General features: G+C 67.8%; 25 protein-coding genes. 5 read left to right on the top strand and 20 right to left on the bottom strand.

Annotation, left to right across the window (positions count from 1 at the left end):
- Nucleotides 1-13: 13 nt before the first annotated feature.
- The 3 genes from dnaG to dusB are packed head-to-tail and all read right to left on the bottom strand — an operon-like array spanning nucleotide 14 to nucleotide 4414.
- Entirely contained in the window at nucleotides 14-1861 is a 1848-nt protein-coding gene (dnaG, locus tag RIN18_RS03980; protein WP_309102653.1) for a DNA primase, read from the bottom strand.
- Nucleotides 1861-3267 carry a deoxyguanosinetriphosphate triphosphohydrolase gene (locus tag RIN18_RS03975; RefSeq protein ID WP_309102652.1) on the bottom strand — a complete coding sequence of 469 codons (1407 nt, stop codon included), beginning with the start codon at nucleotides 3265-3267 and terminating at the stop codon, nucleotides 1861-1863. Before RIN18_RS03975 ends, dnaG begins: the two co-directional genes overlap by 1 nt.
- The gene (gene dusB, locus RIN18_RS03970; RefSeq protein WP_309102651.1) at nucleotides 3260-4414 is read right to left on the bottom strand and encodes a tRNA dihydrouridine synthase DusB; all 1155 of its coding nucleotides are present in this window, start codon (nucleotides 4412-4414) and stop codon (nucleotides 3260-3262) included. Before dusB ends, RIN18_RS03975 begins: the two co-directional genes overlap by 8 nt.
- Before the next feature lie 60 nt (nucleotides 4415-4474).
- On the opposite strand from dusB, the gene RIN18_RS03965 reads away from it, so the two are divergent.
- On the top strand, nucleotides 4475-4966 hold the full coding sequence (locus tag RIN18_RS03965; protein ID WP_309102650.1) for a glutathione peroxidase: 492 nt from the start codon (nucleotides 4475-4477) through the stop codon (nucleotides 4964-4966).
- A gap of 126 nt (nucleotides 4967-5092) precedes the next feature.
- On the opposite strand, the gene RIN18_RS03960 is transcribed toward RIN18_RS03965, so the two are convergent.
- Nucleotides 5093-5377 (bottom strand): hypothetical protein, encoded by a 285-nt coding sequence (locus RIN18_RS03960; RefSeq protein ID WP_309102649.1) that lies wholly within the window; start codon nucleotides 5375-5377, stop codon nucleotides 5093-5095.
- Nucleotides 5378-5596: 219 nt separating this feature from the next.
- Between RIN18_RS03960 and RIN18_RS03955 the strand changes: the two genes are divergently transcribed.
- Nucleotides 5597-6979 carry a DUF222 domain-containing protein gene (locus RIN18_RS03955; RefSeq protein WP_309102648.1) on the top strand — a complete coding sequence of 461 codons (1383 nt, stop codon included), beginning with the start codon at nucleotides 5597-5599 and terminating at the stop codon, nucleotides 6977-6979.
- A gap of 31 nt (nucleotides 6980-7010) precedes the next feature.
- Here RIN18_RS03955 and RIN18_RS03950 read toward each other — a convergent pair whose 3' ends face one another.
- Both RIN18_RS03950 and RIN18_RS03945 read right to left on the bottom strand, forming a co-directional pair.
- Entirely contained in the window at nucleotides 7011-7658 is a 648-nt protein-coding gene (locus tag RIN18_RS03950) for a DUF6226 family protein (protein ID WP_309102647.1), read from the bottom strand.
- A 70-nt stretch (nucleotides 7659-7728) separates the two neighbouring features.
- Entirely contained in the window at nucleotides 7729-8415 is a 687-nt protein-coding gene (locus tag RIN18_RS03945; RefSeq protein WP_309102646.1) for a DsbA family oxidoreductase, read from the bottom strand.
- 53 nt (nucleotides 8416-8468) lie between these two features.
- Between RIN18_RS03945 and RIN18_RS03940 the strand changes: the two genes are divergently transcribed.
- The gene (locus tag RIN18_RS03940) at nucleotides 8469-9089 is read left to right on the top strand and encodes an AAA family ATPase (RefSeq protein ID WP_309102645.1); all 621 of its coding nucleotides are present in this window, start codon (nucleotides 8469-8471) and stop codon (nucleotides 9087-9089) included.
- On the opposite strand, the gene RIN18_RS03935 is transcribed toward RIN18_RS03940, so the two are convergent.
- Nucleotides 9026-9832 carry an isoprenyl transferase gene (locus tag RIN18_RS03935; protein WP_309102644.1) on the bottom strand — a complete coding sequence of 269 codons (807 nt, stop codon included), beginning with the start codon at nucleotides 9830-9832 and terminating at the stop codon, nucleotides 9026-9028. The two genes, RIN18_RS03940 and RIN18_RS03935, sit on opposite strands and share 64 nt — an antisense overlap.
- Nucleotides 9829-10572 carry a DNA repair protein RecO gene (recO, locus tag RIN18_RS03930; RefSeq protein ID WP_309102643.1) on the bottom strand — a complete coding sequence of 248 codons (744 nt, stop codon included), beginning with the start codon at nucleotides 10570-10572 and terminating at the stop codon, nucleotides 9829-9831. The genes RIN18_RS03935 and recO overlap by 4 nt, the downstream gene beginning before the upstream one ends.
- Nucleotides 10573-10606: 34 nt before the next feature.
- On the opposite strand from recO, the gene RIN18_RS03925 reads away from it, so the two are divergent.
- A complete protein-coding gene (locus RIN18_RS03925) occupies nucleotides 10607-11293 on the top strand; it encodes a TRIC cation channel family protein (protein WP_309102642.1) in 687 nt (228 codons plus the stop codon).
- Nucleotides 11294-11312: 19 nt separating this feature from the next.
- Here the strand turns inward: RIN18_RS03925 and leuA are convergent, their stop codons facing one another.
- Complete coding sequence (leuA, locus tag RIN18_RS03920) at nucleotides 11313-13067, bottom strand: 2-isopropylmalate synthase (protein WP_309102641.1); 1755 nt, start codon at nucleotides 13065-13067, stop codon at nucleotides 11313-11315.
- Nucleotides 13068-13259: 192 nt separating this feature from the next.
- On the opposite strand from leuA, the gene RIN18_RS03915 reads away from it, so the two are divergent.
- Entirely contained in the window at nucleotides 13260-13901 is a 642-nt protein-coding gene (locus RIN18_RS03915) for a hypothetical protein (RefSeq protein ID WP_309102640.1), read from the top strand.
- Between the two features lie 12 nt (nucleotides 13902-13913).
- Here the strand turns inward: RIN18_RS03915 and era are convergent, their stop codons facing one another.
- From era to lepA, 11 genes are all read right to left on the bottom strand, one after another.
- Entirely contained in the window at nucleotides 13914-14810 is an 897-nt protein-coding gene (gene era, locus RIN18_RS03910; RefSeq protein ID WP_309102639.1) for a GTPase Era, read from the bottom strand.
- Nucleotides 14803-16080: a hemolysin family protein gene (locus RIN18_RS03905; RefSeq protein WP_309102638.1), complete on the bottom strand. Its 1278-nt coding sequence runs from the start codon at nucleotides 16078-16080 to the stop codon at nucleotides 14803-14805. The genes era and RIN18_RS03905 overlap by 8 nt, the downstream gene beginning before the upstream one ends.
- A complete protein-coding gene (ybeY, locus tag RIN18_RS03900; protein WP_309102637.1) occupies nucleotides 16077-16535 on the bottom strand; it encodes an rRNA maturation RNase YbeY in 459 nt (152 codons plus the stop codon). The genes RIN18_RS03905 and ybeY overlap by 4 nt, the downstream gene beginning before the upstream one ends.
- The gene (locus tag RIN18_RS03895; RefSeq protein WP_309102745.1) at nucleotides 16532-17557 is read right to left on the bottom strand and encodes a PhoH family protein; all 1026 of its coding nucleotides are present in this window, start codon (nucleotides 17555-17557) and stop codon (nucleotides 16532-16534) included. The genes ybeY and RIN18_RS03895 overlap by 4 nt, the downstream gene beginning before the upstream one ends.
- Nucleotides 17558-17636: 79 nt before the next feature.
- Entirely contained in the window at nucleotides 17637-17987 is a 351-nt protein-coding gene (locus RIN18_RS03890) for an HIT domain-containing protein (protein WP_309102636.1), read from the bottom strand.
- A 49-nt stretch (nucleotides 17988-18036) separates the two neighbouring features.
- Nucleotides 18037-18765, bottom strand: a complete 729-nt coding sequence (locus tag RIN18_RS03885; protein WP_309102635.1) for a 16S rRNA (uracil(1498)-N(3))-methyltransferase — start codon at nucleotides 18763-18765, stop codon at nucleotides 18037-18039.
- Between the two features lie 3 nt (nucleotides 18766-18768).
- Entirely contained in the window at nucleotides 18769-19884 is a 1116-nt protein-coding gene (gene dnaJ / locus RIN18_RS03880) for a molecular chaperone DnaJ (protein ID WP_309102634.1), read from the bottom strand.
- 39 nt (nucleotides 19885-19923) lie between these two features.
- Complete coding sequence (hrcA, locus tag RIN18_RS03875) at nucleotides 19924-20958, bottom strand: heat-inducible transcriptional repressor HrcA (RefSeq protein ID WP_309102633.1); 1035 nt, start codon at nucleotides 20956-20958, stop codon at nucleotides 19924-19926.
- Nucleotides 20959-21054: 96 nt separating this feature from the next.
- On the bottom strand, nucleotides 21055-22272 hold the full coding sequence (gene hemW, locus RIN18_RS03870) for a radical SAM family heme chaperone HemW (protein WP_309102632.1): 1218 nt from the start codon (nucleotides 22270-22272) through the stop codon (nucleotides 21055-21057).
- A 16-nt stretch (nucleotides 22273-22288) separates the two neighbouring features.
- The gene (locus tag RIN18_RS03865; protein ID WP_309102631.1) at nucleotides 22289-22942 is read right to left on the bottom strand and encodes a DUF1990 family protein; all 654 of its coding nucleotides are present in this window, start codon (nucleotides 22940-22942) and stop codon (nucleotides 22289-22291) included.
- A gap of 73 nt (nucleotides 22943-23015) precedes the next feature.
- Complete coding sequence (lepA, locus tag RIN18_RS03860; RefSeq protein ID WP_309102630.1) at nucleotides 23016-24866, bottom strand: translation elongation factor 4; 1851 nt, start codon at nucleotides 24864-24866, stop codon at nucleotides 23016-23018.
- Nucleotides 24867-24873: the final 7 nt, after the last annotated feature.

Below are 24873 nucleotides of genomic sequence, written 5' to 3'. Positions count from 1 at the left end.
CGGGTACCGCCGGTTACGACTCGGCGAAGCGCTGACGCTCGACGTCGAGATCGCGAAGGCGCATCCGCAGAGCACGTCCGCCGTCGGAGTCGGCTGGCACACGCTGCAGGGCCGAGCTCAGCTCGAACTTGTCCTGCTCGATCCGTCGCACGATCAGGCGGCGAGCGAGGTCGGTGGCCGAAGCGACCGCGCCCTCCTCGTTCTTCGCCGGGAAGGGCGTCATCAGCAGCTCGCCGGCGAGGGAGCGATAAGGCTCCCTCACGCCGTTGACCGCGTCTGTCGCCCAGCCGTGCCGCGTCCGGTCGCCGGCTGCCGCCACCGTCTGCCGCACCGCCTCGAGTGCGGGCGTGCGGAACTCGTGCGCGAGAGCGCTCGACAGCAGCTCCTGCTCCACCTGGTGGCCGTACTGCAGCGCGCCCATGAGCGCATCGCGCTCCAGCGCCGCATCGGCCGTGCGCGGAAGGCTTCTCAGCGTCACCGTCGGGATTCCCCCCGGAGCTTCGGCGGATGCCAGTTCACGCCGAACCGCAGAATGGCCTCCGCCCCGGGCCGCGCGTTCCACTTCGGTACGCACCTCGGTGGGGTCCATTCCGAGTCGCCGCGCCAGCACCCGCTCGTAGCCCGGCCGCAGCAGCTGATCGCGGATCTCGGCGACGATCGGGGCGGCGGCCCGGAGGGCGCCGACCCTGCCCTCGACTGTCGCCAGGTCGTAGCCGGCGAGTCGCCGGTCGATCGCGAACTCGAACATCGGCACCTTGGCCTCCATCAGCCCGCGGACGGCCGCGTCACCCCGCTGCAGGCGCAGGTCGCACGGGTCGAGCCCGTCGGGCGCGACCGCGACGAAGGTCTGGGCGTTGAACCGGTCGTCTTCGGTGAAGGCGCGAAGCGCTGCCTTCTGGCCGGCCTCGTCACCGTCGAAGGTGAACACCACTTCACCGGAGGCGTTGTCGTCTCCCATCACGCGTCGCAGCACCTTGATGTGATCGCCGCCGAAGGCCGTGCCGCAGGTCGCGATCGCGGTCGTGATCCCGGCGAGGTGGCACGCCATCACATCCGTGTAGCCCTCCACGACCACGACACGCCGGGGGTCGCCTCGCGAGATGTCACGCTTGGCGAGGTCGAGCCCGTAGAGCACCTGCGCCTTCTTGTAGATCGGGGTCTCCGGCGTGTTCAGATACTTCGGGCCCTGGTCGTCATCGAAGAGCTTCCTCGCGCCGAAACCGATCGTCTGCCCCGACACGTCGCGGATGGGCCAGACCAGACGGCCGCGGAAGCGGTCGTACACGCCACGCTGGCCGGTCGAGACAAGGCCGGCGGCGCTCAGCTCATCGCGGGTGAATCCCTGCGCTGTCAGCGCCTTCAGCATCCCGTCCCATCCGCGCGGAGCGAAGCCCACTCCGAAGTGCGCCGCCGCTCCGGCGTCGAAGCCGCGTTCGCCGAGGAAGCGGCGGCCGATCTCGGCCTCCGGTGACAGCAGCTGCGCACGGAAGAACTCCGCGGCGGCGGTGTTCGCGGCATACAGCCGGCTGCGACCGCTCGTCTCCGGCGCCGAACCGCCGTCCTCGTAGTGCAACGGGTAGCCGAGCCGGCCGGCGAGGCGCTCGACGGCCTCGGTGAAACTCACGTGGTCCATCGCTCGTAAGAATGAGTACACATCCCCCGACTCACCGCAGCCGAAGCAGTGGTAGTAGCCGACCTGCGGCCGCACATGGAAGCTCGGGCTCTTCTCGTCGTGGAACGGGCACAGCCCCTTCAGCGAACCGACGCCGGCTGACTTCAGTGCGACGCGCTCTCCGACGATGTCGGCGATGTTGGTCCGCGCCTTCACCTCGTCGACGTCGGCCTGGCGGATGCGCGGCATCAGCCGGCTCCTTCGACGACGGGCTGCCGCACAGTGTGCCGCTTCGAACCGGGATGCAGGTGTCGCGGAGTCCAGATCCCGACCTCGGCCGGATCGATCTCGCCGACCAGACGGTTGTGCCAGTCGATGGCGCTTTGGTCGGTGAGGCTGGCGACCTGATCGACGACGACTCTGGCACGTTCGGCGTCGGTGGTCGCCGCGAGGAAGTCGGCCGCGAAGGCGGGTTCGAGCACATCGGCGCCGGCGGACCACAGTGCATCCGTCGACCACAGCGAGTCGGCGAGACGCCGCAGCACGCGGCGCTGCTCCTTGTAGACACCCTTGCGTGCGTCGATGGTCACGATCGCCTGCCCCATGATGCCCTTCAGCACCGCGATCTCGGCCTCGACCACGCGCGGTACGACCACGTGCGCGTTGTAGCGGACGAGCGCCGATCCGCCATAGGCCTCGCGCGTCGCCGAGACGGCCGCCCTGGCGAACCGCCCGATCAGGTCGCTCGTGAGGTTCTTGAGGCGTGCGAGGTCGCGCCGCGAGCGGTCGAAGGACTCGAGCCACATCGACTGCGTCGAGAGCCGGTACAGCGCATCGGCGAGCTCGTCGCGGGTGAAGTCGTATCCCACCCACTGCTGGATCCGGCCGACCAGTGCGTCGTGCGCTGACGGGTCGGAGAGCTGGGCGACGTCAACGTATCCGTTGACGATGGCGTCTTCGAAATCGTGCACGGAGTAGCCGATGTCGTCGGAGAGGTCCATGATCTCGGCCTCGATGCAGCGCAGGCGGCCCGGTGCTCCCTCGCGCATCCAGCGGAAGACGTCCTCGTCCTCCGGGTACACGCCGAATTTCAACCGGCCGCTGGGGTCGGGGACGGGGCTGTCCACCGTCCACGGGTACTTGCACGTCGCGTCCAGACTCGCCCTGGTGAGGTTCAGCCCCACCGAACGCTCGTCGTCATCGAGCACCTTCGCCTCGAGGCGGGTGAGGATGCGCAGCGACTGCGCATTACCCTCGAAGCCGCCGATGTGCGCTGCCCACTCGTTCAGCGCGCGTTCGCCGTTGTGACCGAACGGCGGGTGGCCGAGATCGTGGCTGAGACACGCCGTGTCGACGACGTCGGCGGCGACGCCGAGCGCCGTCGCGAGTTCGCGTCCGACCTGTGCGACCTCGAGAGAGTGGGTGAGCCGATTGCGCGCGAAGTCAGCGGTGCTCGCAGGACTGAGCACCTGCGTCTTCGCCGCGAGTCGGCGCAGCGCCGCGGAGTGCAGGACGCGTGCCCGATCCCGGGCGAAGTCATCGCGCTCGGACCGGTGCGTCTCCGCGAAGAACCGCTCGGCGTCACGCGGATCGTAGCCGTCGGCGCGCGCGCTCCGCGAGGTCGGAGCGGACCCGGCGAACGCGGGCTCAGCCACCACTGTTCTCGGTCTCCGCTCCGCGCATCATCGCAGACGCCGACGCCGCGATCTCCCGCGATTCGAGCCAGCGCTCCGGCAGCGCGGGCCGCTTGGGCCGGCCCGAGCGACCGCGCTGCCCTTCGGCATCCGCTCCCGGGTACGGGGCCGTGTGGTCGAGGCGTGCGAGCAGCTCATCGATCTCGGCGAGGCTAGACGCGGTGGCAAGTCCCGTGCGGATGTCGCCGCCGACAGGGTAGCCCTTGAAATACCACGCCACGTGCTTGCGGACGTCGCGGCATCCGCGATCCTCGTCCTCGAAGAAGTCCACGAGCAGTTCGGCATGTCTGCGGAACGCATCGGCGACGAAACCGAGGGTGGCGTCGACGGGGCGAGACTCGGCACCGAATGCCGCTGCGAGCTCGCCGAACAGCCACGGCCGCCCGAGACAGCCGCGGCCGACGACCACCCCGTCGCAGTCGGTCTCCGCCATCATCCTGACGGCATCCTCCGCCGACCAGATGTCGCCGTTGCCGAGGACCGGGATGCTGGTCACCGCCTGCTTGAGTTCGCCGATGGCGTTCCAGTCGGCGTATCCGGAGTAGAACTCGCTCGCGGTGCGGGCGTGGAGTGAGACGGCAGCAGCACCGGCATCCTCGGCGGCGCGGCCGGCTTCGAGGTAGGTGAGGTGATCGGGATCGATTCCCTTGCGCATCTTGACCGTGAGCGGCACGGAGCCCGCTGCCTTCACGGCCTGGTCGACGATGTCGGCGAACAGCGACGTCTTCCAGGGCAGGGCTGCTCCCCCGCCCTTGCGGGTGACCTTGGGAACCGGGCATCCGAAGTTCAGATCGATGTGGTCGGCGTGATCCTCGGCGACGATGATGCGTACGGCATCCGCGATCGTCTGCGGGTCGACACCGTAGAGCTGGATCGACCGCGGCGTCTCGCTCTCGTGATGGCGGATGAGCCGCATCGTGGTCTCGTTGCGCTCGACGAGGGCGCGAGAGGTGATCATCTCGCTCACGTAGAGGCCGGCACCGTATTCACGGCACAGGCGACGGAATGCGGTGTTGGTGATGCCCGCCATGGGTGCGAGGACGACAGGCACGTCGAGGGCGATCGGGCCGATGCGCAGCGGGCGCACGGAAGCAGGAGCAAGAGTCATGACTCATCCATTCTCCCAGACCTCGGGCCTTCGGCGGGCGGGCGCATCTAGGCTGGGGAAATGACCGAAATCGCAGTCCGCTCGATCCCGTTCACAGACGCGCAGGGGGTCGAGAAGACCCTCGACGATCTCGGTGCAGATGTGGTGCTGGTGGTGAATGTGGCCTCGAAGTGCGGCCTGACGCCGCAGTACGAGCAGCTCGAAGAACTGCAGCGCCGCTATGGCGATCGCGGATTCACTGTGCTCGGGTTCCCGAGCAACCAGTTCCTCCAGGAGCCGGGGTCGGTCGACGCGATCATGGAGTTCTGCTCCACCACGTACGGGGTGACCTTCCCGATCAACGACAAGGTGAAGGTGAACGGCAGGAACGCCACCGAGCTCTACAAGGCGCTGAAGCAGACACCCGATGCCGGTGGCAAGGCCGGGCGCGTCGAGTGGAACTTCGAGAAGTTCCTCGTGCTGCCCGACGGCGAGGTGCGGCGTTTCCGCCCGAAGCAGAAACCCGACGACCCCGAGATCGTTCGAGCGATCGAGTCGGCGCTGGTGAGATAGAGCGGCTGACGTCGCTTCGGAGCTGACCCGGGCCGCTGCGGCGTTGCCTAGGCGTCGATCCACACAGCGGCGTTCACGTCGGCCAATCGCCTGGATGGTTCTCGGCGAGACGGTCTCTACGCCTCTTTATGGCTGTCCGACGTCGTTGCTTCGCGCCTTGGCCGGGGCGTGGCCGGGGAAGTCGGTCTCTCCGATGCCACCGGATCCGTAGAACGCCTCGACGAACTGACCTGCCTGTGTCACGAGCTCCGTCGCTGCGAGCTGACCTGAAGACGGTGCCACCGTGAACCCATAGGTGCCGTCAGCCGGGCCGTTGAGCCACGCGAAGTCATAGCTCGCGCCGCCGTCCGGTTGGATTCGTTCGGTGATTCGAAACAGCTCCCCCTGCACGACGACCTCGAACGGATCCATTTCGCGATTCTAGGTCTGACCGGTCGACGCTCGAGACGCCACCGCATGCGCGGGCAGCGAAGCAGTACGTCAGAGGTTACGGAATCGGCGGGTGAGTGCCTGTCGATTCGCGCTGCCGATCTGGCGTTTCGATCCTTTGATCTCGGAGCTGCTTTTCCGACGGGGATCTGGGGTTTGAATGTCGGTGGTTGCTGTTGTAATGAGGGTATGACGGCGCTGATGGACGCAACGATCGAGCAGGTGGACGCACTGGGTGCGCTCACCGAGTCGGTGGTGGAGATCGAGCGGACCATCAGCAGTCTGCAGGCCGCGCGGGACGGGATGCTCGCGGTCGGGGCGCGGTTGGCGCTGCAGGTCGCCCAGCAGGCCGGGCACCCGGACTTCGGGGATCTGGCGTTGCGGACGGTGGCTGCGGAGTTCGGGGCGGCGTTGCGGGTCAGCGACCGCACCGTGCAACGCCGGATGGCTGCCGCATCGTTCCTGGTGGAACGGTTTCCGTTGGTGTGGCAGGCGCAGGGCGCCGGGCGGATCACCGCCAACCATGCCCGGGTGATCGTCGACGCCGGCGAACACCTCCAAAACCCCGCCGATCGGGATGCGTACTCGGCCCAGTTGGTCGAGTTCGCCGAGTCGGAGTCGCCGAACCGGGTCGCACGGCTTGCCCGTCGGGTCGCGGAACGCTTCCAACCCCGCCCCCTCGAAGACCGGCACCGGGATGCCAGGGAACAGCGGCACGTGTGGGTGAACGATCTGACCGACGGGATGGCGGAGCTGGGCCTGCTCGGCCCGGCGACGCTCGTGCACGGTGCGTATGACCGCCTCACCCAGATGGCACAAAGTGTGCAACGAGCGGATGCTGAGCTCGCCGGTGTCGGGTCTGCTGAGCTCGCCGGGGTCGGGTCTGCTGGTCTCGGGCACGGTGACGCTACCGTCGACTCAGGCACGGAGCGCCCCGACGAGGCCAGCACCGTCGACCAGGACTCCCGCGACCCCCGCACCATCGACCAGGCCCGCTGTGATCTCGCGCTCGACCTGCTCCTCACCGGGACACCCGCCGGGCACGACACCCCCGACGGTATCCTGGCCGCGATCACCGGACACGTCTCCATCACGGTCCCCGTCCTCACCCTCATCGGCCAGGGCGACACCCCGGCGGAACTCGACGGCACCTGCCCCATCGACCCCGCCACCGCGAAGACTCTCGCGGGGGCGGCATCCGGATGGGACCGGATCCTCACCCACCCGATCACCGGAGCCATCCTCACCGTCGACCGATACCGCCCCACCGCCGACCTCAAACGGCACCTGACCGCCCGGGATCAACGTTGCCGGTTCCCGACCTGCGGAATGCCCGCCCGCGACAGCGACCTCGACCACACCCGAGACGCCGCGCACGGCGGGCCCACCACCGACACGAACCTCGGCGCCCTCTGCCGAAGGCACCACACCCTCAAACACCACACCCCCTGGCACGTCGAACACCTCCACGGAGGCGTGTACACCTGGACCAGCCCCACCGGCCGCACCTACACCGACCACCCACCACCGCAAAACACCGTCACCTTCACCGACGACGAGAGCGACATGGTCGCGCCGTTCTAGCAGCGATCCATCACCCGGGGCGGCACGTTGTTCAGGAAGTTGACGTCCTGCGGGGCCACGCGGCCCACTCGGCGGAACGGCCTCGGAGGGCGGACCTCGCAGCCTTGACACCTTCCGCCGGGATGTCTCGAGCGCGAGATAGTCCGGACGAAGCGCCGTCGGGGTAGGTGAGCGAGTAACCGATCGACGGGCGGCGTCCTCTTCCGACGGCTTCCCGGTAGCGCCCCGCGACGACTGCCAGCACGTCCCGCTCGAGGCGATCTGCTTCCGTCGCCCAATCGGAATCGCAGGCGTCGCAGCCGCAGACCGGGTAGCGGAAGTCGTGCAGCACACCGGCGTGCACGACCACGGCGGGGTAGTCGGTGAACACGAAAGTCAGCGCTGCGCACGCCGGGTCGACTGCCCGGACGCGCACGGCACGAATCACTCCTGGTGTCGAGTGGAGGAGATCAGACGCTGCCCCCATGTCATCCACCACTTCCACATCGCACGAGTCGCGCAGATACGCGATGAGTGCGTCGGCGACGATGTGGAGCGGCGCGAACCGGTCCGGATGCGTCACGACCGAGTACGTATCGTCCGGTGGTGAACCGCTCCACCGATCCCCGTACTCGATGATCTGCCCGTCGGCGTCGCGAAAGACGAGCGCATCGATCGACGGGCGCTGGTAAGAGGTCACTCTCTCATGATCCCTCACCCCAGCGAGAGGCCCCGTGTTCGACGCCGCCGGTCACTCGCGGACCAACCGCTCAGACGGCCGCGACCTCGGACTCACCGGCACCGCGCTTGGCCCAGAGGTCCCGCAACACGTTCTCGAAAGCAGCGGGCGGCTGAGCGCCGCTGATGCCGTACTGACCGTCGATGACGAAGAACGGAACCCCCTGGATGCCGTATGCGCGAGCCTGATCCTGGTCCTGACGGACAGCCGGCAGGTAGCGCTCAGAGACCAGAGCCTCTCGCGCCTGATCCGCATCCAACCCCACCTCGGCGGCGAGCTCGACGAGGTCATCGATACGGCCGACATGCCGGCCCTCGGTGAAGTAGGCCGACATCAGCCGCTCCTCCATCTCGTGCTGACGTCCTTCAGCCTTCGCGAAATGCAGCAGCTCATGCGCCTTGACTGTGTTGGTGTGCTGGAGCAGGTCGAACCGGTACTCCAGACCCGCAGACGCTGCGACACCGGTGACATGGGTCAACATCTGCTCGACCTGCTCGCGCGGCATCCCCTTGTGACCCGCGAGGAAATCGACCTCGTCACCGTCGAAATCGACGGGAGTGTCGGGCGAGAGCTCGAACGAGTGGAACGTCACCGTCACCTCCGGCGCGTCCTCGTCGGACGCGACCGCAGTCAGGCCCGTCTCGAGATTGCGCTTGCCGATGTAGCACCATGGGCAGGCGATGTCGGACCAGACGTCGATCGAGATGGGTTCACTCACACATTCATCCAACCGTATGAACCACGGAGGTATTCCGCCGGTAGAATCCACGGATGCTCTCTGCCGACGATCCCCTCCCAGTGCAGCCGGACCGCATCCTCATCGCCGGCGTCTCCGGATCCGGCAAGACGACCCTCGCCCGCCACATCGAGCAGCTGTGGGGTGTGCGGCATATCGAGATCGACGCCCTCTACCACGGCCCCGGATGGGTCCCTCGCCCGTCGTTCCTCGACGATGTGCGCGCCTTCGCCGCCGAGGATCGATGGGTCACCGAATGGCAGTACACGAGCAAGGGCACCGACACGATCCTGGCGCCCCGCGCCCAGCTGCTGCTGTGGCTCGACTATCCCTATCGCGTGGTGCGCACGCGGCTCCTGCGCCGCACGCTCGGTCGCGGCATCCTGCGCACGCCGCTGTGGAACGGCAACGTCGAGAAGCCCATCTGGCGGATGATCGGAGGAGCTCCGGAGGAGAACATCCTGCGCTGGCAGACCGACACCCTGCACACATGGGCGGAGCGGATGCCGAAGGTGGTCGAAGACTACCCTCACCTCACGGTCGTGCGTCTGCGCCACCCCCGCGAGACCGAGCGGTGGCTGCAGGCCCGCTCTCAGGGGCCGGAAGCGCCCGGGGCGTCGACGGCGCCGCCGAAGCGGCGATCCCGCGACAGGTAGACGCCGATGGCCCGCCACAACTCCTCGCGGGAGAAGTCCGGCCACAGCGTGTCGAGGAACACCATCTCGGCGTAGGCCGACTGCCACAGCAGGAAGTTCGATGTGCGCTGCTCACCGGAGCTCCGCAGGAACAGGTCGACGTCCGGCATGTCCGGCACGTACAGGTGCCGACGGATCATCTTCTCCGAGATCGCCGACGGCTTCACCCTGCCGGCCGCGACGTCCTCTGCGATCTCACGCATCGCGTCGACGAGTTCGATCCGGCCGCCATAGTTCACGCACATCGTGAGGGTCAGCGTGTCGTTGCCCTCGGTGAGCTGTTCGGCGTACTGCAGCTCCTTGATGACGCTGCCCCACAGTCGCGGCTTGCGGCCGGCCCAGCGGACACGCACACCCCACTCATTGAGCTGATCCCGCCGTCGATGCAGCACATCGCGGTTGTAGCCCATGAGGAAGCGCACCTCGTCGGGAGAGCGCGCCCAGTTCTCCGTCGAGAACGCGTAGACCGACAGGTGCTTCACGCCAGCCTGGATCGCACCGGCGACGACATCGAGCAGCACCTCCTCGCCCGCCTTGTGACCCTCGATCCGGCTGAGGCCCCGCCGATTCGCCCATCGGCCGTTGCCGTCCATGACGATCGCGACGTGCTCCGGAACCGCCCGGAACTCCGGTGGATGGAGCCCTGTCCAGTCCAGCGGGCGATACGCCACGGCATCCCTGTGCGTATACGGCTTCGGGGTCACCGTGCTCCCTCCCGAGGCGGTTCGGAGATATGGGCGAGCGAGCGGATGCCGCGCTCGAGATGCCACTGGGCGTACGCGGCGACCAGTCCGGATGCCGCGGCCGTCGCCGCCGGAGAGGCGGCGTCCACCGCCTCCCACTCCCCCGCCATCAGCGATCTCAGCAGCGCCAACGTCGTCTCGGCGATCCGCGGGCTGCCGGCGGGTGCGCATTCGGGGCACACCAGTCCGCCGAGCTGACCGACGAACGCGGTATGGGGACCGGGAGCGGCACACCGAGCGCAGTCGTCGAGCGACGGCGCCCAACCCGACAGCGCCATCACGCGCAGAAGATATGAATCCAGGATGCTGCGTGGTGCATGCTCGCCGCGAGAGAGGGCCCGCAGCCCTCCCACGAGCAACAGGTACTGCTGCGGGGTGGCTTCTGCATCGCTCAACCGGTCCGCCGTCTCGACCATCGCGCTCGCAGAGGTGAACCGGTCGTAGTGCGCCGCGATCTCCGCGCCGTACGAACCGAGCGACTCCGCCTGCTGCACGATGTCGAGGGAGCGGCCCTGGTAGAGCTGCACGTCGGCCACCATGAACGGCTCCAGGCGAGAACCGAACTTCGACGAGGTGCGCCTGACGCCTTTCGCGACGGCGCGGACCTTCCCGTGCCGGCGAGAGAGCATGGTGACGATGCGATCGGCCTCACCCAGTTTGTGAGTGCGCAGGATCACCGCTTCATCTCGATAGGTGGGCACCGTTCGATTATCCTCCGTGCGGGACAATAGGCGGGTGACCGAACCGCAGTTCTTCATTCCCCTCTGGGCCGACCTCCTGGGCGTGGGGCTCGGCGGCATTCAGGGTGCGATGTTCGCGTCCGGCTTCCAGGGCCAGCGCCGCCTCGATCTGCTCGGCGTCGCGATCATCGGCATCCTCATCGGGATGGGCGGAGGACTCATCCGCGACCTGCTGCTCGGGCAGCCGCCCGCGACGCTTCAGAACAACTGGTACCTGGTCACGGCAGGAGGTGCCGCGATCATCGGGATGCTGCTGGCCGGCCTGCTTCACCGCGCGAACGCGATCATCGTCGGCCTCGACGCGGTCGTCATCGGGATGTTCGGCGCATTCGGCACCAGCAAGGCGCTGGGACTGGGCGTTCCCGCGGTGCCCGCTGTGTTCATCGGTGTATGCGCAGCCGTCGGTGGCAGCGTCCTCCGAGACGTCATCATGGGGCTGCCGGTCGCGATCATGCACGTCGGTTCGCTCTACGCCGTGGCAGCGGGCCTCGGCTGCACCGCGATCGTCATCTCGCACGCGGTCGGAGTGAACCTCGCGGTGGCGGGCATCATCGGCATCGTCGTCACGGCGATCATCCGGGTGCTCGCGGTGATGTTCGATCTCTCGCTTCCGGAACAGCGCCGTCTCTACCGCCGCAAGGTGGCGGCAGAGACGGGCACCATTCCGATCGTCAAGCCCTGAGCGCGGGAAGGGACGTGCTTCAGACCCCGGCGAGCTCGTGCTGGCGCGAGCGGATCGACCGGTTCACACCCGACACGATCGCCTTGAGCGACGCCGTCGAGATGTCGCCGTCGATGCCGACGCCCCAGAGCCGCTGGTCTCCCACCTGCAGCTCGACGTAGGCGGCCGCCTGCGCGTCACCGCCGGCGCTGAGGGCGTGCTCGACGTAGTCGTAGACCGTGATGTCGAATCCCTGCGCCCGCAGCACCTCGACGAACGCGGCGACCGGTCCGTTGCCGGAGCCGGAGACCGCCAGTTGCTGCTCGTCGTCGCGGAGCACGACGTCGAGCACGACTTCGCCCGACATGTCGCTGCGGGTCTGGGTTGCGAGCAGTTCGAACCGACCCCACTTGGCCGACGCGTCGGCGGCCGGCAGGTACTCATCGCTGAAGATGCCCCAGATCGCGTCGCTGGTGACCTCGCCGCCCTCTTCGTCCGTCTTCGCCTGCACCACGCCGGAGAACTCGATCTGGAGCTTCCGCGGCAGATCGATCGCGTGATCCGCCTTCAGCAGGTATGCCACCCCGCCCTTGCCGGACTGCGAGTTCACGCGGATGACCGCCTCATAGGAGCGGCCGAGATCCTTCGGGTCGACCGGGAGGTATGGCACCGCCCACTCGATCTCGTCGACCGACACGCCCTCGGCCGCGGCCCGGGCCTCCATCGCCTCGAAGCCCTTCTTGATCGCGTCCTGGTGCGATCCGCTGAAGGCGGTGAAGACGAGATCGCCGGCCCAGGGGCTGCGCTCGGGAACCGGCAGCTGGTTGCAGTACTCGACCGTGCGCTTGACCTGGTCGATGTCGCTGAAGTCGATCTGTGGATCGATCCCCTGGGTGAACATGTTGATGCCGAGAGCGACGAGGTCGACGTTGCCGGTGCGCTCGCCGTTTCCGAAGAGGCAGCCCTCGATGCGATCGGCCCCGGCCATGTAACCGAGTTCGGCGGCGGCGATCGCGGTTCCGCGATCGTTGTGCGGATGAAGCGACAGGATGACGTTCTCGCGATGATTCAGATGACGGCTCATCCACTCGATCGAATCGGCGTAGACATTCGGCGTCGCCATCTCGACGGTCGCCGGCAGGTTGATGATCACCTTGCGCTCTGGCGTGGGCTCGAACACCTCGATCACCTGGTTGCAGATGTCGGCGGCGAACTCCAGCTCGGTGCCGGTGTAGCTCTCCGGGGAGTATTCGTAGAAGACCTGCGTTTCGGGGATGCGCTTCTCGAACTCGCGGCACAGCCGCGCACCCTCGAGGGCGATGTCGATGATGCCCTGCTTGTCGGTGCGGAAGACCACATCGCGCTGCAGCACGCTCGTGGAGTTGTAGAGGTGCACGATCGCCTGCTTGGCGCCGGCGATGGCCTCGTAGGTGCGCTCGATGAGATGCTCGCGGGCCTGCGTCAGCACCTGGATCGTGACGTCGTCGGGGATCAGATCCTCTTCGATGAGCTGGCGCACGAAGTCGAAGTCGGTCTGGCTGGCCGAGGGGAAACCGACTTCGATTTCCTTGTATCCCATACCGACGAGCAGTTCGAACATGACGCGTTTGCGCTCGGGCGACATCGGGTCGATGAGCGCCTGATTGCCGTCACGGAGGTCGACGGCGCACCACCGAGGCGCCTGGGTGATGCGGGCGTCGGGCCAGGTGCGGTCCGGCAGGTGGACGTTGATCTGCTCGTGGAACGGCCGGTACTTGTGGATCGGCATCGCAGACGAGCGCTGAGTGTTCTGCATGATGGGGCTTCTTCTCTTCGTCGAATGATCGGGCCAACACGAGCGCCGCGACGAGGAAGGCCCTAGCTCTCAGGACTCGTCGCGGCAGCTAAGAAGAAGCAGACCGCCGAAAGGCATGGGGCAATGCTAGCAGGAGGCGACGTTCGATCCGACGACGTTGAGACGATCGAGCCCGACTCGACACTCCCAGGCATGAGCACATCGCAGCACCGCTACCTCCTCGCCGCAGCATCCGTCGTGGCTCTCCTCGTCCTGAGTGCGTGCGCCGCCGCCCCCGGATCCGCGGCACCGACGAACTCGCCGGCCTCGGGACAGAGCCTTGAAGACGCGCGGCCCGCCCCTCCCCCCGGTCCCGTCTCGGGCACAGGAACGGTGATCGACGCCGGCGGCGATGTGCAGCTCTGCCTCGGAGCGATCATGGAGTCCTATCCACCGCAGTGCCTCGGCATCCCGATCGACGACTGGAGCTGGGACGGTGTCGAGGGAAGGGAGACGAGTGGGGACGTCACGTGGGGCGCGTATGCGATCCGCGGCACCTACGACGGGAAGCGATTCACGAACACGGATCCACCGATCCCGCTCGCGCTGTTCGACCCACCGGCCGCCGAGGATCCGACGGACGGCAGGGACGGCTCGACCGACGAGGCGGAGCTCACCCGCATCCAGGATGAGGTCGCCGCCGCTCTCGGACCCGATGCGCTCAGCGTATGGACGGAGCGCGGCTACGTCTGGCTGGGAGTGGTGTGGGATGACGGCACGATCCAGGATGCCGCAGACGCCGAGTACGGCGAGGGTGTCGTGATCGTCACGCCGGCGCTGCGGACGACCGAATAGCCGCCTCGTCCGTCAGAATCCGAGCCTGCCGAGCTGCTTGGGATCCCGCTGCCACTCCTTGGCGACCTTCACGTGCAGGCCGAGGAACACCCGGGTGCCGATCAGCTCCTCGATGCCCGCCCGGGCGCGGGCGCCGACATCACGCAGTCGCTTTCCCTTGTGGCCGATGATGATCGCCTTCTGGCTGTCCCGTTCCACGACGAGAGACGCGTGCACGTCGGTGAGGTCGCTTCCCTCGCGCGGTGAGATCTCATCGAGGACGACGGCGATGGAGTGCGGCAGCTCGTCACGCACACCGTCGAGTGCTGCTTCGCGGATGATCTCGGCGATACGGTCCGCGTCCGACTCGTCCGTGGTCACGCCTTCGCCGTACAGCGCAGGCCCCATAGGCATGAGAGACAGCACCTCGTCGCAGAGGACCTCGAGCTGGTCTCGCGTGAGAGCAGACAACGGGATGACCGCAGCCCAATCCTCGCGGAGCGAATCCACCTCCAGCAGGCGTTCGGTGATCTCGTCCCGCCCGGCAGCATCCGTCTTGGTCACGATGGCGATCTTCTTGGCGCGAGGATAACCATCGAGCGACGCGGCGATCCTGCGGTCGCCGGGGCCGACCTTCTCGGTGGCGGGAACGCAGAACCCGATGACGTCGACGTCTCCGAGCACCTGCTCCACCAGATCGTTCAGTCGCTCCCCGAGAAGCGTGCGCGGCTTGTGGATACCGGGAGTGTCCACGATGACGAGCTGTCCCTGCGGGCGATTCACGATCCCGCGGATGGCCCGCCTGGTGGTCTGCGGCTTCTCGCTGGTGATCGCGATCTTCTCGCCGACGAGCGCGTTCGTGAGCGTGGACTTGCCCACGTTCGGCCGCCCCACGAACGTCACGAAGCCGCTTCGCATCTGGTCAGTCATCTTCAGATCCTTCCACGTCCGTCGAGGCGCGCTCGACGAACACGGTCGCGATGCCGCGGCCCCGGCCGCGGGAAGCGCCGCCGGTCAGCACCAGTCCGTCGATCGTCGCGGTCGATCCCGGTTGAGGCACCTGCCCGAGCGCCTTGCCGAGCAGGCCGCCGATCGAGTCGACATCGTCGTCCCCGAGCTCCAGGCCGAACAGGTCGCCGACGTCTTCCAACGGCGACCGCGCGTTCACGCGATATCGTCCGTCGCCGAGCTCGACCATCTCGGACGAGACGCGGTCGTACTCGTCTGAGATCTCGCCGACGAGCTCCTCGATGAGGTCTTCGAGGGTCACGAGGCCCGAGATGCCGCCGTGTTCGTCGACGACGAGACAGACATGAACGGCATCGCGCTTCATCTGCTGAAGCAGCGTCTCCGCCCGCATCGACTCCGGCACGAACGTCGCCGGCCGCGCGATGGGTCGTACCGAGGCATTGCGCCACGCGTTCTCATCACGGAACGCGAACTGCACGAGATCCTTGAGATACAGCACGCCGACCACGTCATCGGCATCATCGTCGACGACCGGCATCCGCGAGACGCCCCGGTTCAAGAACAGCGCCATCGCCTCGCTCGTGGAAGCGGTGGCATCGACGGTCACCATGTCGGTGCGCGGCACCATGACGGCGCGGACGAACTGATCCGTGAAGTCGAAGACCGAATGGATGAGGTCGCGGTCGTCGGCTTCGATGAGGTCGTTGGATGCCGCTTCGTCGACCATGCTCAGCAGCTGTTCCTCGGACGTGAACGAGCTGCGCCCCGTCCCCGGCGTCACCCGGTTTCCGAGGATCACCAGCGCCTGCGCGAGCGGCCCGAGCAGGATGCGAAGCCCTCGCACGATCGGCGCGTTGGCGCGGAGGATGCGATCCGCGTGGTGACGGCCGAACGTGCGGGGGCTCGCGCCGACGAGGACGAACGTGATGCCCGTCATCAGGACGGCGGCGGCGAGCATCGCCCACCAGATGTTGTTGAAGATGTCGGTGAAGGCGACGGTGACGAGCACCGCCGCTGTGGTCTCGGCGAGCACTCGGATGAACGCGACCGCGTTGACGTGCGCGTCGGGGTCGGCCGCGATCCTTGCGAGCTGCCCGGCGTTTCGGCCCTCCGACCCCATCTCCTCGAGGTCGGAGCGAGAGGTGACACCGAAGGCCGCGTCGATCGCCGCCATCAGACCGCCGAACGCGACGAGCAGGACCGCGCCGACGAGAAGAAACGCCGCCGTCATCGTCGGTGTTCGGACGCGGCGAAGCCCTCGATGAGCTCGCGCTGCAGACCGAACATCTCGCGCTCCTCCTCGGGCTCGGCATGATCGAACCCGAGCAGGTGCAGCAGGCCATGCGTGGTGAGCAGGATGAGTTCGTCCATGAGCGAGTGCCCGGCCGCCTGTGCCTGCGCTTCCGCGACCTGCGGGCAGAGCACGATGTCGCCGAGCAGCCCGGGCGCCGTGGGGCGATCCTCGCTGCCGGGGCGCAGCTCGTCCATCGGGAAGCTCAGCACGTCGGTCGGGCCCGGCTCATCCATCCACTGCACGTGGAGGGCTTCCATGGCGCCCTCGTCGACGAGGACGATGGCCACCTCGGCGTCGGGACTGACGTGAAGCTGCGCGAGATTGAAGTCGGTCAGCCGCTGCAGCACCGTCTCGTCGACGTCGATGGCCGACTCGTTGTTGATCTCGATCATGACAGCCCTCGTTTCGGCATCCGGTCCCGCGGCCCCGGGCGCTGTGCGCCGCGGCGCTCGGCGCGGTTCGCGAACTCCGCCGCCTGCTCGCGCTCGAATCGCTGCGCGGTGCGACGTTCGTCGTACTCGCTGTACGCGTCGACGATGCGACCGACGAGCGAATGGCGCACGACGTCGTCGCTGGTGAGACGGGAGAAGTGGATGTCCTCGATGTCGCCGAGGACGCGGGTCACCAGCCTCAGCCCTGACGAGCCCTGAGGAAGGTCGACCTGCGTGATGTCGCCGGTGACGACCATCTTCGTGCCGAAGCCGAGCCGCGTCAGGAACATCTTCATCTGTTCGGGTGTGGTGTTCTGCGCCTCATCGAGCACCACGAACGAATCGTTGAGCGTCCGCCCTCGCATGTACGCCAGCGGAGCGACCTCGATCGTCCCCGTCGCCATCAGACGCGGCACGATCTCGGGATCCATCATCTCGTTCAGCGCGTCGTACAGCGGTCGCAGGTACGGATCGATCTTGTCGGTGAGCGTTCCTGGAAGGAAGCCCAGCCGCTCCCCCGCCTCGACCGCGGGACGGGTGAGGATGATCCGCGTGACCTCCTTGCGCTGCAGCGCCTGCACGGCCTTCGCCATCGCCAGGTAGGTCTTTCCCGTGCCGGCAGGACCGATGCCGAAGACGATCGTGTTCTCCTCGATCGCGTCGACGTACTCCTTCTGCCCGAGGGTCTTCGGTCGGATGACCTTGCCCCTGGTCGACAGGATCGCCTCGCCGAGCACCTCGCTCGGGCGGGGCCCGCCCTCGGTGCGCAGCATCCGAGCAGAGTTCGCGACGTCGCTCGGCACGAGATCGTGCCCGGCCTTGGTCATGGCCAGCAGCTCGTCGACGAGGGAGCGCGCCTTTCCGACTGCCGCAGTCGCGCCGCTCAGGGTGATCTCGTTGCCGCGGACGAGGACCTGCACGGCGGGATGCTCCCTCTCGAGCATCCGCAGCAGACGGTCCTGCGGGCCGAGAAGCTGCACCATCGCGACTCCGTCGGCGTAGATCTTCTCCACGGACTCGGGCGTGTTCACGTTCGGGCTCCGCTCCGCGGGTGTGTTCTCGTCAGGCACCGACGCTCTTCTCATTCAGGCCACCGGCCAGCACATGCGCATGGACGTGGAAGACGGTCTGTCCGGCGTTGGCGCCGGTGTTGAAGACGAGGCGGAAGTCGCCGTCGTCCGTGTGCTCCTGCGCGAGCCGGGTCGCGAAGGCGATGAGCTCGGAAAGGAGTGCGGGGTCACCGGCTGCAAGCTCGGTCACGTCGCGGAATTCGGATGTCTTGGGGATGACGAGCAGGTGCACCGGAGCCTGCGGGGCGATGTCGCGAAGGGCGAAGAGGCGGTCAGTCTCGGCGAGGATCTCACCGGGGATGTCCCCGTCCAGGATGCGCGTGAAGATCGAGCGTTCCGTCATGGCCTCAGTCTAGTCGGCGCCTTGCAGACTGAGCCCGGGGCTGCGCTGGTCACCATCGTCCCAGCGCCACCGACAGGACCGCGATGGCGGCGGGACCGGCCGTCGAGGTGCGCAGCACCGTGTCGCCGAGCAACACACGCTCGGCACCGGCATCCGTCAGCCGCCGCAGCTCGTCATCCGCAATGCCTCCCTCAGGCCCGACCACCAGCAGGATGTCCCTGTCATCGGGGGTGATGTCCGACAGCCTCACGTCGGCTGTGGGATCCAAGACCAGCACTCGCTGGGTGGACGCGCGCTCGGCGAGCTGACTCGTCGACTCGGGAGCGGTGACCTCCGGTACCCACGGACGGTGAGCCTGCTTGGCCGCTTCGCGTACGATCGACGTCCAGCGTTCCCTGCCCTTGATCGCCTTCGCGCCCTCCCAGCGCGAGATGCTGCGGGCTGCCTGCCATGGCACGATCGCGTCGACGCCGAGCTCGCACGCGGCCTGGACAGCGAGTTCGTCCCTGTCCCCCTTGGCGAGAGCCTGCACCAGGACGATGCGGGCGCCCGGTGCGTCGAGGACGGACCGATCGTCGATGCGCACATCGACCCGGGTCGCGGAGACATCGTGCACGGTTCCCGAAAGCCACACTCCGGCGCCGTCACCGAGGGTGACCTGCTCACCGACGCGCAACCGGCGAACCACGGCGGCATGCTTCGCCTCGGCGCCCGTGAGCGAGACGACATCGCCCGCGACGGCACCGGAGGCGGACTCGACGATGAAGTGCAGCGGCATGACTCAGTGTCCGCGGAAGCGGTCGCGCAGCTTCGAGAAGAGCCCCTGCTGGAACTGCGCGAGCTGCGGACCGGGTGCCTTCGACTTCTTCGCGAAGTCCTCGATCAATGCTCGCTGAGCGGAGTCGAGCCTGGTGGGGGTCACCACCTGCACACCGACCCGGAGGTCGCCGCGCTGGGTGCCTCGCAGCGGGGTGATGCCGCGGCCCTTGATGGTCAGCACGTCACCGGACTGCACGCCGGGACGGATCTCGAGCTCCACCGGTCCGTCGAGGCCCTCGATGGCGGTCTCCGTGCCCAGGATCGCGTCGGTCATCGCGACCTCGAGCGTTGCGAGGAGGTCATCGCCCTCCCGGCTGAAGGCCGGGTGCGGGGCCACATGCACCTCGACGTACAGGTCGCCGTTGGGACCGCCTGCCTTGCCGACCTCGCCGGAGCCCGGGAGCTGAAGGCGGAGCCCGGTCTCGACTCCCGACGGGATGTCGAGCGAGACAGTGCGGCGCGAGCGCACGCGTCCCTGCCCGCCGCAGGTGGGGCACGGGTACGGGATGGTGGTGCCGTAGCCCTCGCAGCTTCCGCAGGGCTGGGACGTGACCACATTCCCGAGGAGGCTGCGCACCTGACGCTGCACGTGACCCGATCCCCCGCAGATGTCGCAGGTGACGGGTGAGGTGCCCTCCTGGCAGCAGGAGCCATGGCAGGTCTCGCAGAGCACCGCGGTGTCGACCTCGATGTCGCGGTGAGCGCCGAAGACGACGTCGCCGAGCTCGAGGTTCACCCTGACCAGTGCATCCTGGCCGCGCTCCCGGCGCGAGCGCGGCCGCGCTCCGCGTCCGCCACCCTGGGCCGCGCCGAAGAACGTCTCGAAGATGTCGCCGAATCCTCCGAAGCCGCCGAAGTCCCCACCCGCGCCGTCTCCGCCGCCCATGTCGTAACGTCGGCGCGACTCATCGTCGCTGAGCACGTCATAGGCGTGCGTGACGAGCTTGAAGCGCTCGGCCGCATCTTCGCCTGGGTTCACATCCGGGTGGAGCTGCCGCGCAAGCCGTCGATAGGCCTTCTTGATCTCGTCCGTCGAAGCGTCACGGGACACCCCGAGAACGTCATAGTGGTCCGCCACAATCACCTTTCCGCATGTGCGCGTTCATCGGGGAGCCGCTCAGCGACTCGCCTCGTCCTCATCGAGCAGTCGCGACAGGTAGCGGGCGACCGCCCGCGCTGCTGCGAGATTGCTCGGATAGTCCATGCGGGTCGGCCCCATCACGCCGACCCTCGCGGTTCCGCTGGGAGCCGCGTAGTTGCTCGCGACGATCGACGCCTCGCCGAGCCCGAAAGGAGCGTTCTCGGTGCCGATGCTCGCGGCGAGGCCGTGCTCGTCCGTCACCATCTCGCTCATGAGGCGCAGCAGCGTCACCTGCTCCTCGATCGCCTCGAGGAGAGGGTGGATGCTTCCGCGGAAGTCCTGTTCGCGGCGGGCGAGAGTCGCGGCCCCCGCCATCACGAGCTTCTCCTGCCGGAACTCGCCCAGCTCGTCGACGACGATCCCGGCGAGCGTGTGCAGGGCCGCATCCCGCGGGTTCGCGTCCGCACCGGAGAGCAATGTCTGCAGGCGCTCGGCCGCATCGCTGACCGCCCGCCCGGTGATCAGTGCCGACAGCCGCGCACGGAGCACCGCCAGGTCGGCCTCATCGACATCGACGGGAAGCTGCGCGATTCGCTGCGAGACGCCACCTGCATCGGTGACGAGCACCACGAGGAGCCGGTTCGGTGCCAGTGCGACGAGTTCGAGGTGCGTCAGGTGAGCGCGCGCGAACGACGGGTACTGCGCGAGCGCGACCTGGCCGGTGAGCTGCGTGAGCACGCGCACAGTGCGCGCCATCAGGTCGTCGAGGTCGGCGGGAGCGGCGAGGAAGGACTCGATCGCGGTGCGCTGCGCGACGGAGAGCGGGCGCAACTGGGCCAGGTGGTCGACGAAGACGCGGTACCCCTTGTCGGTGGGAACCCGACCCGACGAGGTGTGCGGCGCCGCGATGAGCTCCTCGTCCTCGAGCTGCGCCATGTCATTGCGGATGGTCGCCGCTGAGACGCCGAAGGAGTAGCGGTCGACGATCGTCCTGCTGCCGACCGGTTCATGGGTCTCGACGTAGTCCTGCACGATCGCGCGAAGGACCTGCAGCCCTCGTTCTGTGACCATCGCCTTCCCTCCCGCTGTCCGTACGTGCGCTGGCACTCGAATGATCCGAGTGCCAATTCTACCCCTCGGCGCCTGAGATCGCGCTCGTTCGAGCCGTCAGTCGGTCAGCTCGCGCACGACGGCATCAGCGAGGAGCCGCCCCCGCAGCGTCAGCCGGACACGTCCGCGCAGCGCGGACGCGGCGTCCACGAGACCGTCGGCGATGAGACCGGCGACCTTCGCGCGGTTCTGAGGCGGCAGGTCCGCCACCGCGAACCCCTCGGCGAGCCGGCTCTCGAGGAGGATCCGCTCCAGCATCCGCGCGCTCTCGCCCGGACGCTCGGTGCCGGCGGCCGGTGATGTGAAGGCCGCGAGCCGCTGTGCGTACGCCGCAGGGTGCTTCACGTTCCACCACCGGAGCCCCGCGACGTGGCTGTGAGCGCCGGGGCCGAAGCCCCACCAGTCACTCCCCCTCCAGTACGCGAGGTTATGCCGGGAGCGCAGTTCGGGCCGGCGCGCCCAGTTGCTCACCTCGTACCAGTCGAAGCCGCCGGCGGCGAGACGCTCATCGGCGAGCTCGTACATGTCGGCCTGCACGTCGTCGTCCGGGGTGGGAACCTCTCCGCGACGGATCTGACGGGCGAGTTTGGTGCCGTCCTCGATGATCAGTGCGTAGGCCGAGATGTGGTCCGACTCGAGTTCGAGCGCCGCATCGAGCGATCTGCCCCAGTCATCGAGGGTCTCCCCCGGGGCGCCGTAGATGAGGTCCACGCTGACGGCAAGCCCCGCATCCTTCGCCGCGGCGACCGCGGTGGGCACGTTCTCCGGCTGATGCGTGCGGTCGAGAGCCGCCAGCACGTGCGGCACCGCGGACTGCATCCCGATCGACAACCGCGTCACCCCAGCGGCCGCGAGGGTCTGAGCGACCTCGGGTGTCACCGTGTCCGGGTTGGCCTCCACCGTGACCTCCGCGCCGTCGGCCAGGCCGAAGGCGGCGACCGCCTCCCCCAGCATCCGTGCGAGGTCCCCGGGGGGAAGCAGTGTCGGGGTGCCGCCGCCGAAGAAGACGGTGTCCATCGGGCGGAGCGCTCCCGCGTCACCGAGCACCTTTCGCGCGAGATCGATCTCGCCCGTCAGCGTGGCGGCGTAGTCCTCCTGGCGCGCCCCGCGAAGCTCGCCCGAGGTGTAGGTGTTGAAGTCGCAATAGCCGCAGCGCACGCGGCAGAACGGGATGTGAAGGTAGGCCGAGAAGGGCACCGCCCTGTCGATGGGCAGATCGGCCGGCAGCCGGCCATCGATGGGGGCGGGGTCACCGAGAGGGAGGGACGCGCCCATCAGAGAGTGCGCGCCATCAGACGGGGGTCGCGTACAGCGGGGAGATCGCCCGGAGGTAGCGGGCGAACAGCTCGCGGCGCCGACGCTTCACCAGCGGTGGCAGCATGCGATAGGCGAGCGCGTTGGGAGCGTCGAATGCGCGCACCGTGAACCAGACCTCGTCGTTTCCCTCACGCCAGTCGACATCGAAGGACTCCTCGCCGCTGACGACGGAACCGCCGACGGTGCCGAGCACGAACCCGATCCGGCGGGCTTCTTCGGTCACCGAGATCACCCGGAGCTCCGCATCGGCACGCATCCCCGCCACCCGTCCACGCAGTCGCAGGGTCATGCCCGGACCGACGAACGGGGTGCCCTCGGCGTCGAACCGCTGCTCCACATCGCGCTTGCTCGGCGCGATCGGGTTTCCTTCAGCGTCGAAACTGACACCGGCGTAGGCGGGCCCGGGGGCTGGACGGACGTCCTCGATGCCGAGACCCGCTGCGCGTTGCGCCGTCCATGACAGCAGCGCCTCACCGGCGGACTGGAAGCGTTCGGCACCGCTGCCGATCCGCCACGATTCCTCCGCCGGGATGCTGCGCTCCGGCGGGTACTGCATCAGATCGGGCGCGTGGGTCGCACCCACGGCCGCATAGTCAACCGTGTCGTCTCGGAATGTCCCGCGCCGCATGCGTTCCAGCCTACTTCGCGTTGCCTGGGCGATCACCCCCACGCGCCGCCGGATGCCGGCATCCGGCCGTGAGCTACTTCTTGTCCTTGCCCTCGACGTCACCGGAGAGCGCGGCGATGAACGCTTCCTGCGGGACTTCGACCCGTCCGACCATCTTCATGCGCTTCTTACCCTCCTTCTGCTTCTCGAGGAGCTTGCGCTTTCGGGTGATGTCGCCGCCGTAGCACTTGGCGAGCACGTCCTTGCGGATGGCGCGGATGGTCTCGCGGGCGATGATCCGCGCGCCGATCGCCGCCTGGATGGGCACCTCGAACTGCTGACGAGGGATGAGCTTGCGCAGGCGCTCCGCCATCAGCGTGCCGTACGCATAGGCCTTGTCGCGGTGCACGATCGAGCTGAACGCATCGACCTTGTCGCCCTGCAGGAGGATGTCGACCTTCACGAGGTCAGCGTCCTGCTGCCCGGACGGTTCGTAATCGAGCGACGCATACCCCTGCGTCTTCGACTTGAGCTGATCGAAGAAGTCGAACACGATCTCGCCGAGAGGGATGTTGTAGCGCAGTTCGACGCGCTCCTCGGAGAAGTACTCCATGCCCAGGAGCGTCCCGCGCCGCGATTGGCAGAGCTCCATGACCGTGCCCACGTAGTCCTTGGGCAGCAGGATCGCCGCCTTCACCATGGGCTCGGCGACAGTGGCGACCCGCCCGTCGGGGTACTCGCTCGGGTTCGTGACCATGACCTTCTCACCGGTGTCGGTGGTCACCTCGTAGATCACGCTCGGAGCGGTGGTGATGAGATCGAGATCGAACTCGCGCGCCAGACGCTCCGTGATGATCTCGAGGTGGAGCAGCCCCAGGAATCCGCATCGGAACCCGAAGCCGAGCGCCACTGATGTCTCGGGCTCGTACACCAGGGACGCATCCGAGAGCTTCAGCTTGTCGAGCGCCTCGCGCAGTTCGCCGTAGTCGCTGCCGTCGATCGGGTACAGCCCGGAGTAGACCATCGGCTTCGGATCGGTGTACCCGGGAAGAGCATCGGATGCCGGCTTCCGGGCCGTCGTCACGGTGTCGCCGACCTTCGACAGGCGCACATCCTTCACACCGGTGATGAGGTAACCGACCTCGCCGACGCCGAGGCCCTTCGACGGGACCGGCTCGGGGCTCGACACGCCGATCTCTAGGAGGTCGTGCGTCGCGCGCGTCGACATCATCTGGATCCGCTCGCGCGGCTCCAGGGAGCCGTCGATCATGCGGACGTAGGTGACGACGCCGCGGTAGGCGTCGTAGACGGAGTCGAAGATCATCGCGCGGGCCGGCGCTTGCGGATCGCCGCTCGGCGCCGGGATCTGCTGCACGAGGCGATCGAGCAGCTCCTCGACGCCGACTCCGGTCTTGCCGGACACGCGCAGTACGTCCTCCGGCCGGCCCCCGATGAGTGAGGCGAGTTCCTTCGCGTACTTATCCGGGTCGGCGGCCGGCAGGTCGATCTTGTTGAGCACCGGGATGATGTGGAGGTCGTTCTCCAGCGCGAGGTAGAGGTTCGCGAGCGTCTGGGCCTCGATCCCTTGAGCTGCGTCGACGAGAAGGATGGCGCCTTCGCAAGCCGCGAGAGAGCGGGAGACCTCGTAGGTGAAGTCGACGTGGCCGGGAGTGTCGATCATGTTGAGCGCGAAGGTCTGCCCGTCGAGCTCCCACGGCATCCGAACGGCCTGGCTCTTGATGGTGATGCCGCGTTCGCGCTCGATGTCCATGCGGTCCAGGTACTGCGCCCGCATGTCGCGGTCGGAGACCACGCCCGTGATCTGCAGCATGCGGTCGGCCAGCGTCGACTTGCCGTGATCGATGTGGGCGATGATGCAGAAATTGCGGATCTGCGGGGCCGGGGTCGCGGCAGGCTGCAGCGGAGTGTGAGCGCGTGGGGACATGTCCCCA

Origin of the sequence: Microbacterium sp. (genome assembly GCF_031179285.1) — a bacterium.
GTDB lineage: Bacteria > Actinomycetota > Actinomycetes > Actinomycetales > Microbacteriaceae > Microbacterium.
This window is presented reverse-complemented; position numbering and strand designations above follow the sequence as displayed.

Bases quoted from the DNA above. Each gene is read 5' to 3' on its own strand.
- hemW (WP_309102632.1), bottom strand. From the start codon at position 22,272: ATGGGCGCGTCCCTCCCTCTCGGTGACCCCGCCCCCATCGATGGCCGG.
- RIN18_RS03905 (WP_309102638.1), bottom strand. From the start codon at position 16,080: ATGACGGCGGCGTTTCTTCTCGTCGGCGCGGTCCTGCTCGTCGCGTTC.
- RIN18_RS03955 (WP_309102648.1), top strand. From the start codon at position 5,597: ATGGACGCAACGATCGAGCAGGTGGACGCACTGGGTGCGCTCACCGAG.
- era (WP_309102639.1), bottom strand. From the start codon at position 14,810: ATGACTGACCAGATGCGAAGCGGCTTCGTGACGTTCGTGGGGCGGCCG.
- RIN18_RS03965 (WP_309102650.1), top strand. From the start codon at position 4,475: ATGACCGAAATCGCAGTCCGCTCGATCCCGTTCACAGACGCGCAGGGG.
- dusB (WP_309102651.1), bottom strand. From the start codon at position 4,414: ATGACTCTTGCTCCTGCTTCCGTGCGCCCGCTGCGCATCGGCCCGATC.
- dnaG (WP_309102653.1), bottom strand. From the start codon at position 1,861: ATGCCGCGCATCCGCCAGGCCGACGTCGACGAGGTGAAGGCGCGGACC.
- lepA (WP_309102630.1), bottom strand. From the start codon at position 24,866: ATGTCCCCACGCGCTCACACTCCGCTGCAGCCTGCCGCGACCCCGGCC.
- RIN18_RS03940 (WP_309102645.1), top strand. From the start codon at position 8,469: ATGCTCTCTGCCGACGATCCCCTCCCAGTGCAGCCGGACCGCATCCTC.
- RIN18_RS03890 (WP_309102636.1), bottom strand. From the start codon at position 17,987: ATGACGGAACGCTCGATCTTCACGCGCATCCTGGACGGGGACATCCCC.
- RIN18_RS03960 (WP_309102649.1), bottom strand. From the start codon at position 5,377: ATGGATCCGTTCGAGGTCGTCGTGCAGGGGGAGCTGTTTCGAATCACC.
- hrcA (WP_309102633.1), bottom strand. From the start codon at position 20,958: ATGGTCACAGAACGAGGGCTGCAGGTCCTTCGCGCGATCGTGCAGGAC.
- RIN18_RS03895 (WP_309102745.1), bottom strand. From the start codon at position 17,557: ATGGTGCAGCTTCTCGGCCCGCAGGACCGTCTGCTGCGGATGCTCGAG.
- ybeY (WP_309102637.1), bottom strand. From the start codon at position 16,535: ATGATCGAGATCAACAACGAGTCGGCCATCGACGTCGACGAGACGGTG.
- leuA (WP_309102641.1), bottom strand. From the start codon at position 13,067: ATGCAGAACACTCAGCGCTCGTCTGCGATGCCGATCCACAAGTACCGG.
- RIN18_RS03865 (WP_309102631.1), bottom strand. From the start codon at position 22,942: ATGCGGCGCGGGACATTCCGAGACGACACGGTTGACTATGCGGCCGTG.
- RIN18_RS03885 (WP_309102635.1), bottom strand. From the start codon at position 18,765: ATGCCGCTGCACTTCATCGTCGAGTCCGCCTCCGGTGCCGTCGCGGGC.
- RIN18_RS03915 (WP_309102640.1), top strand. From the start codon at position 13,260: ATGAGCACATCGCAGCACCGCTACCTCCTCGCCGCAGCATCCGTCGTG.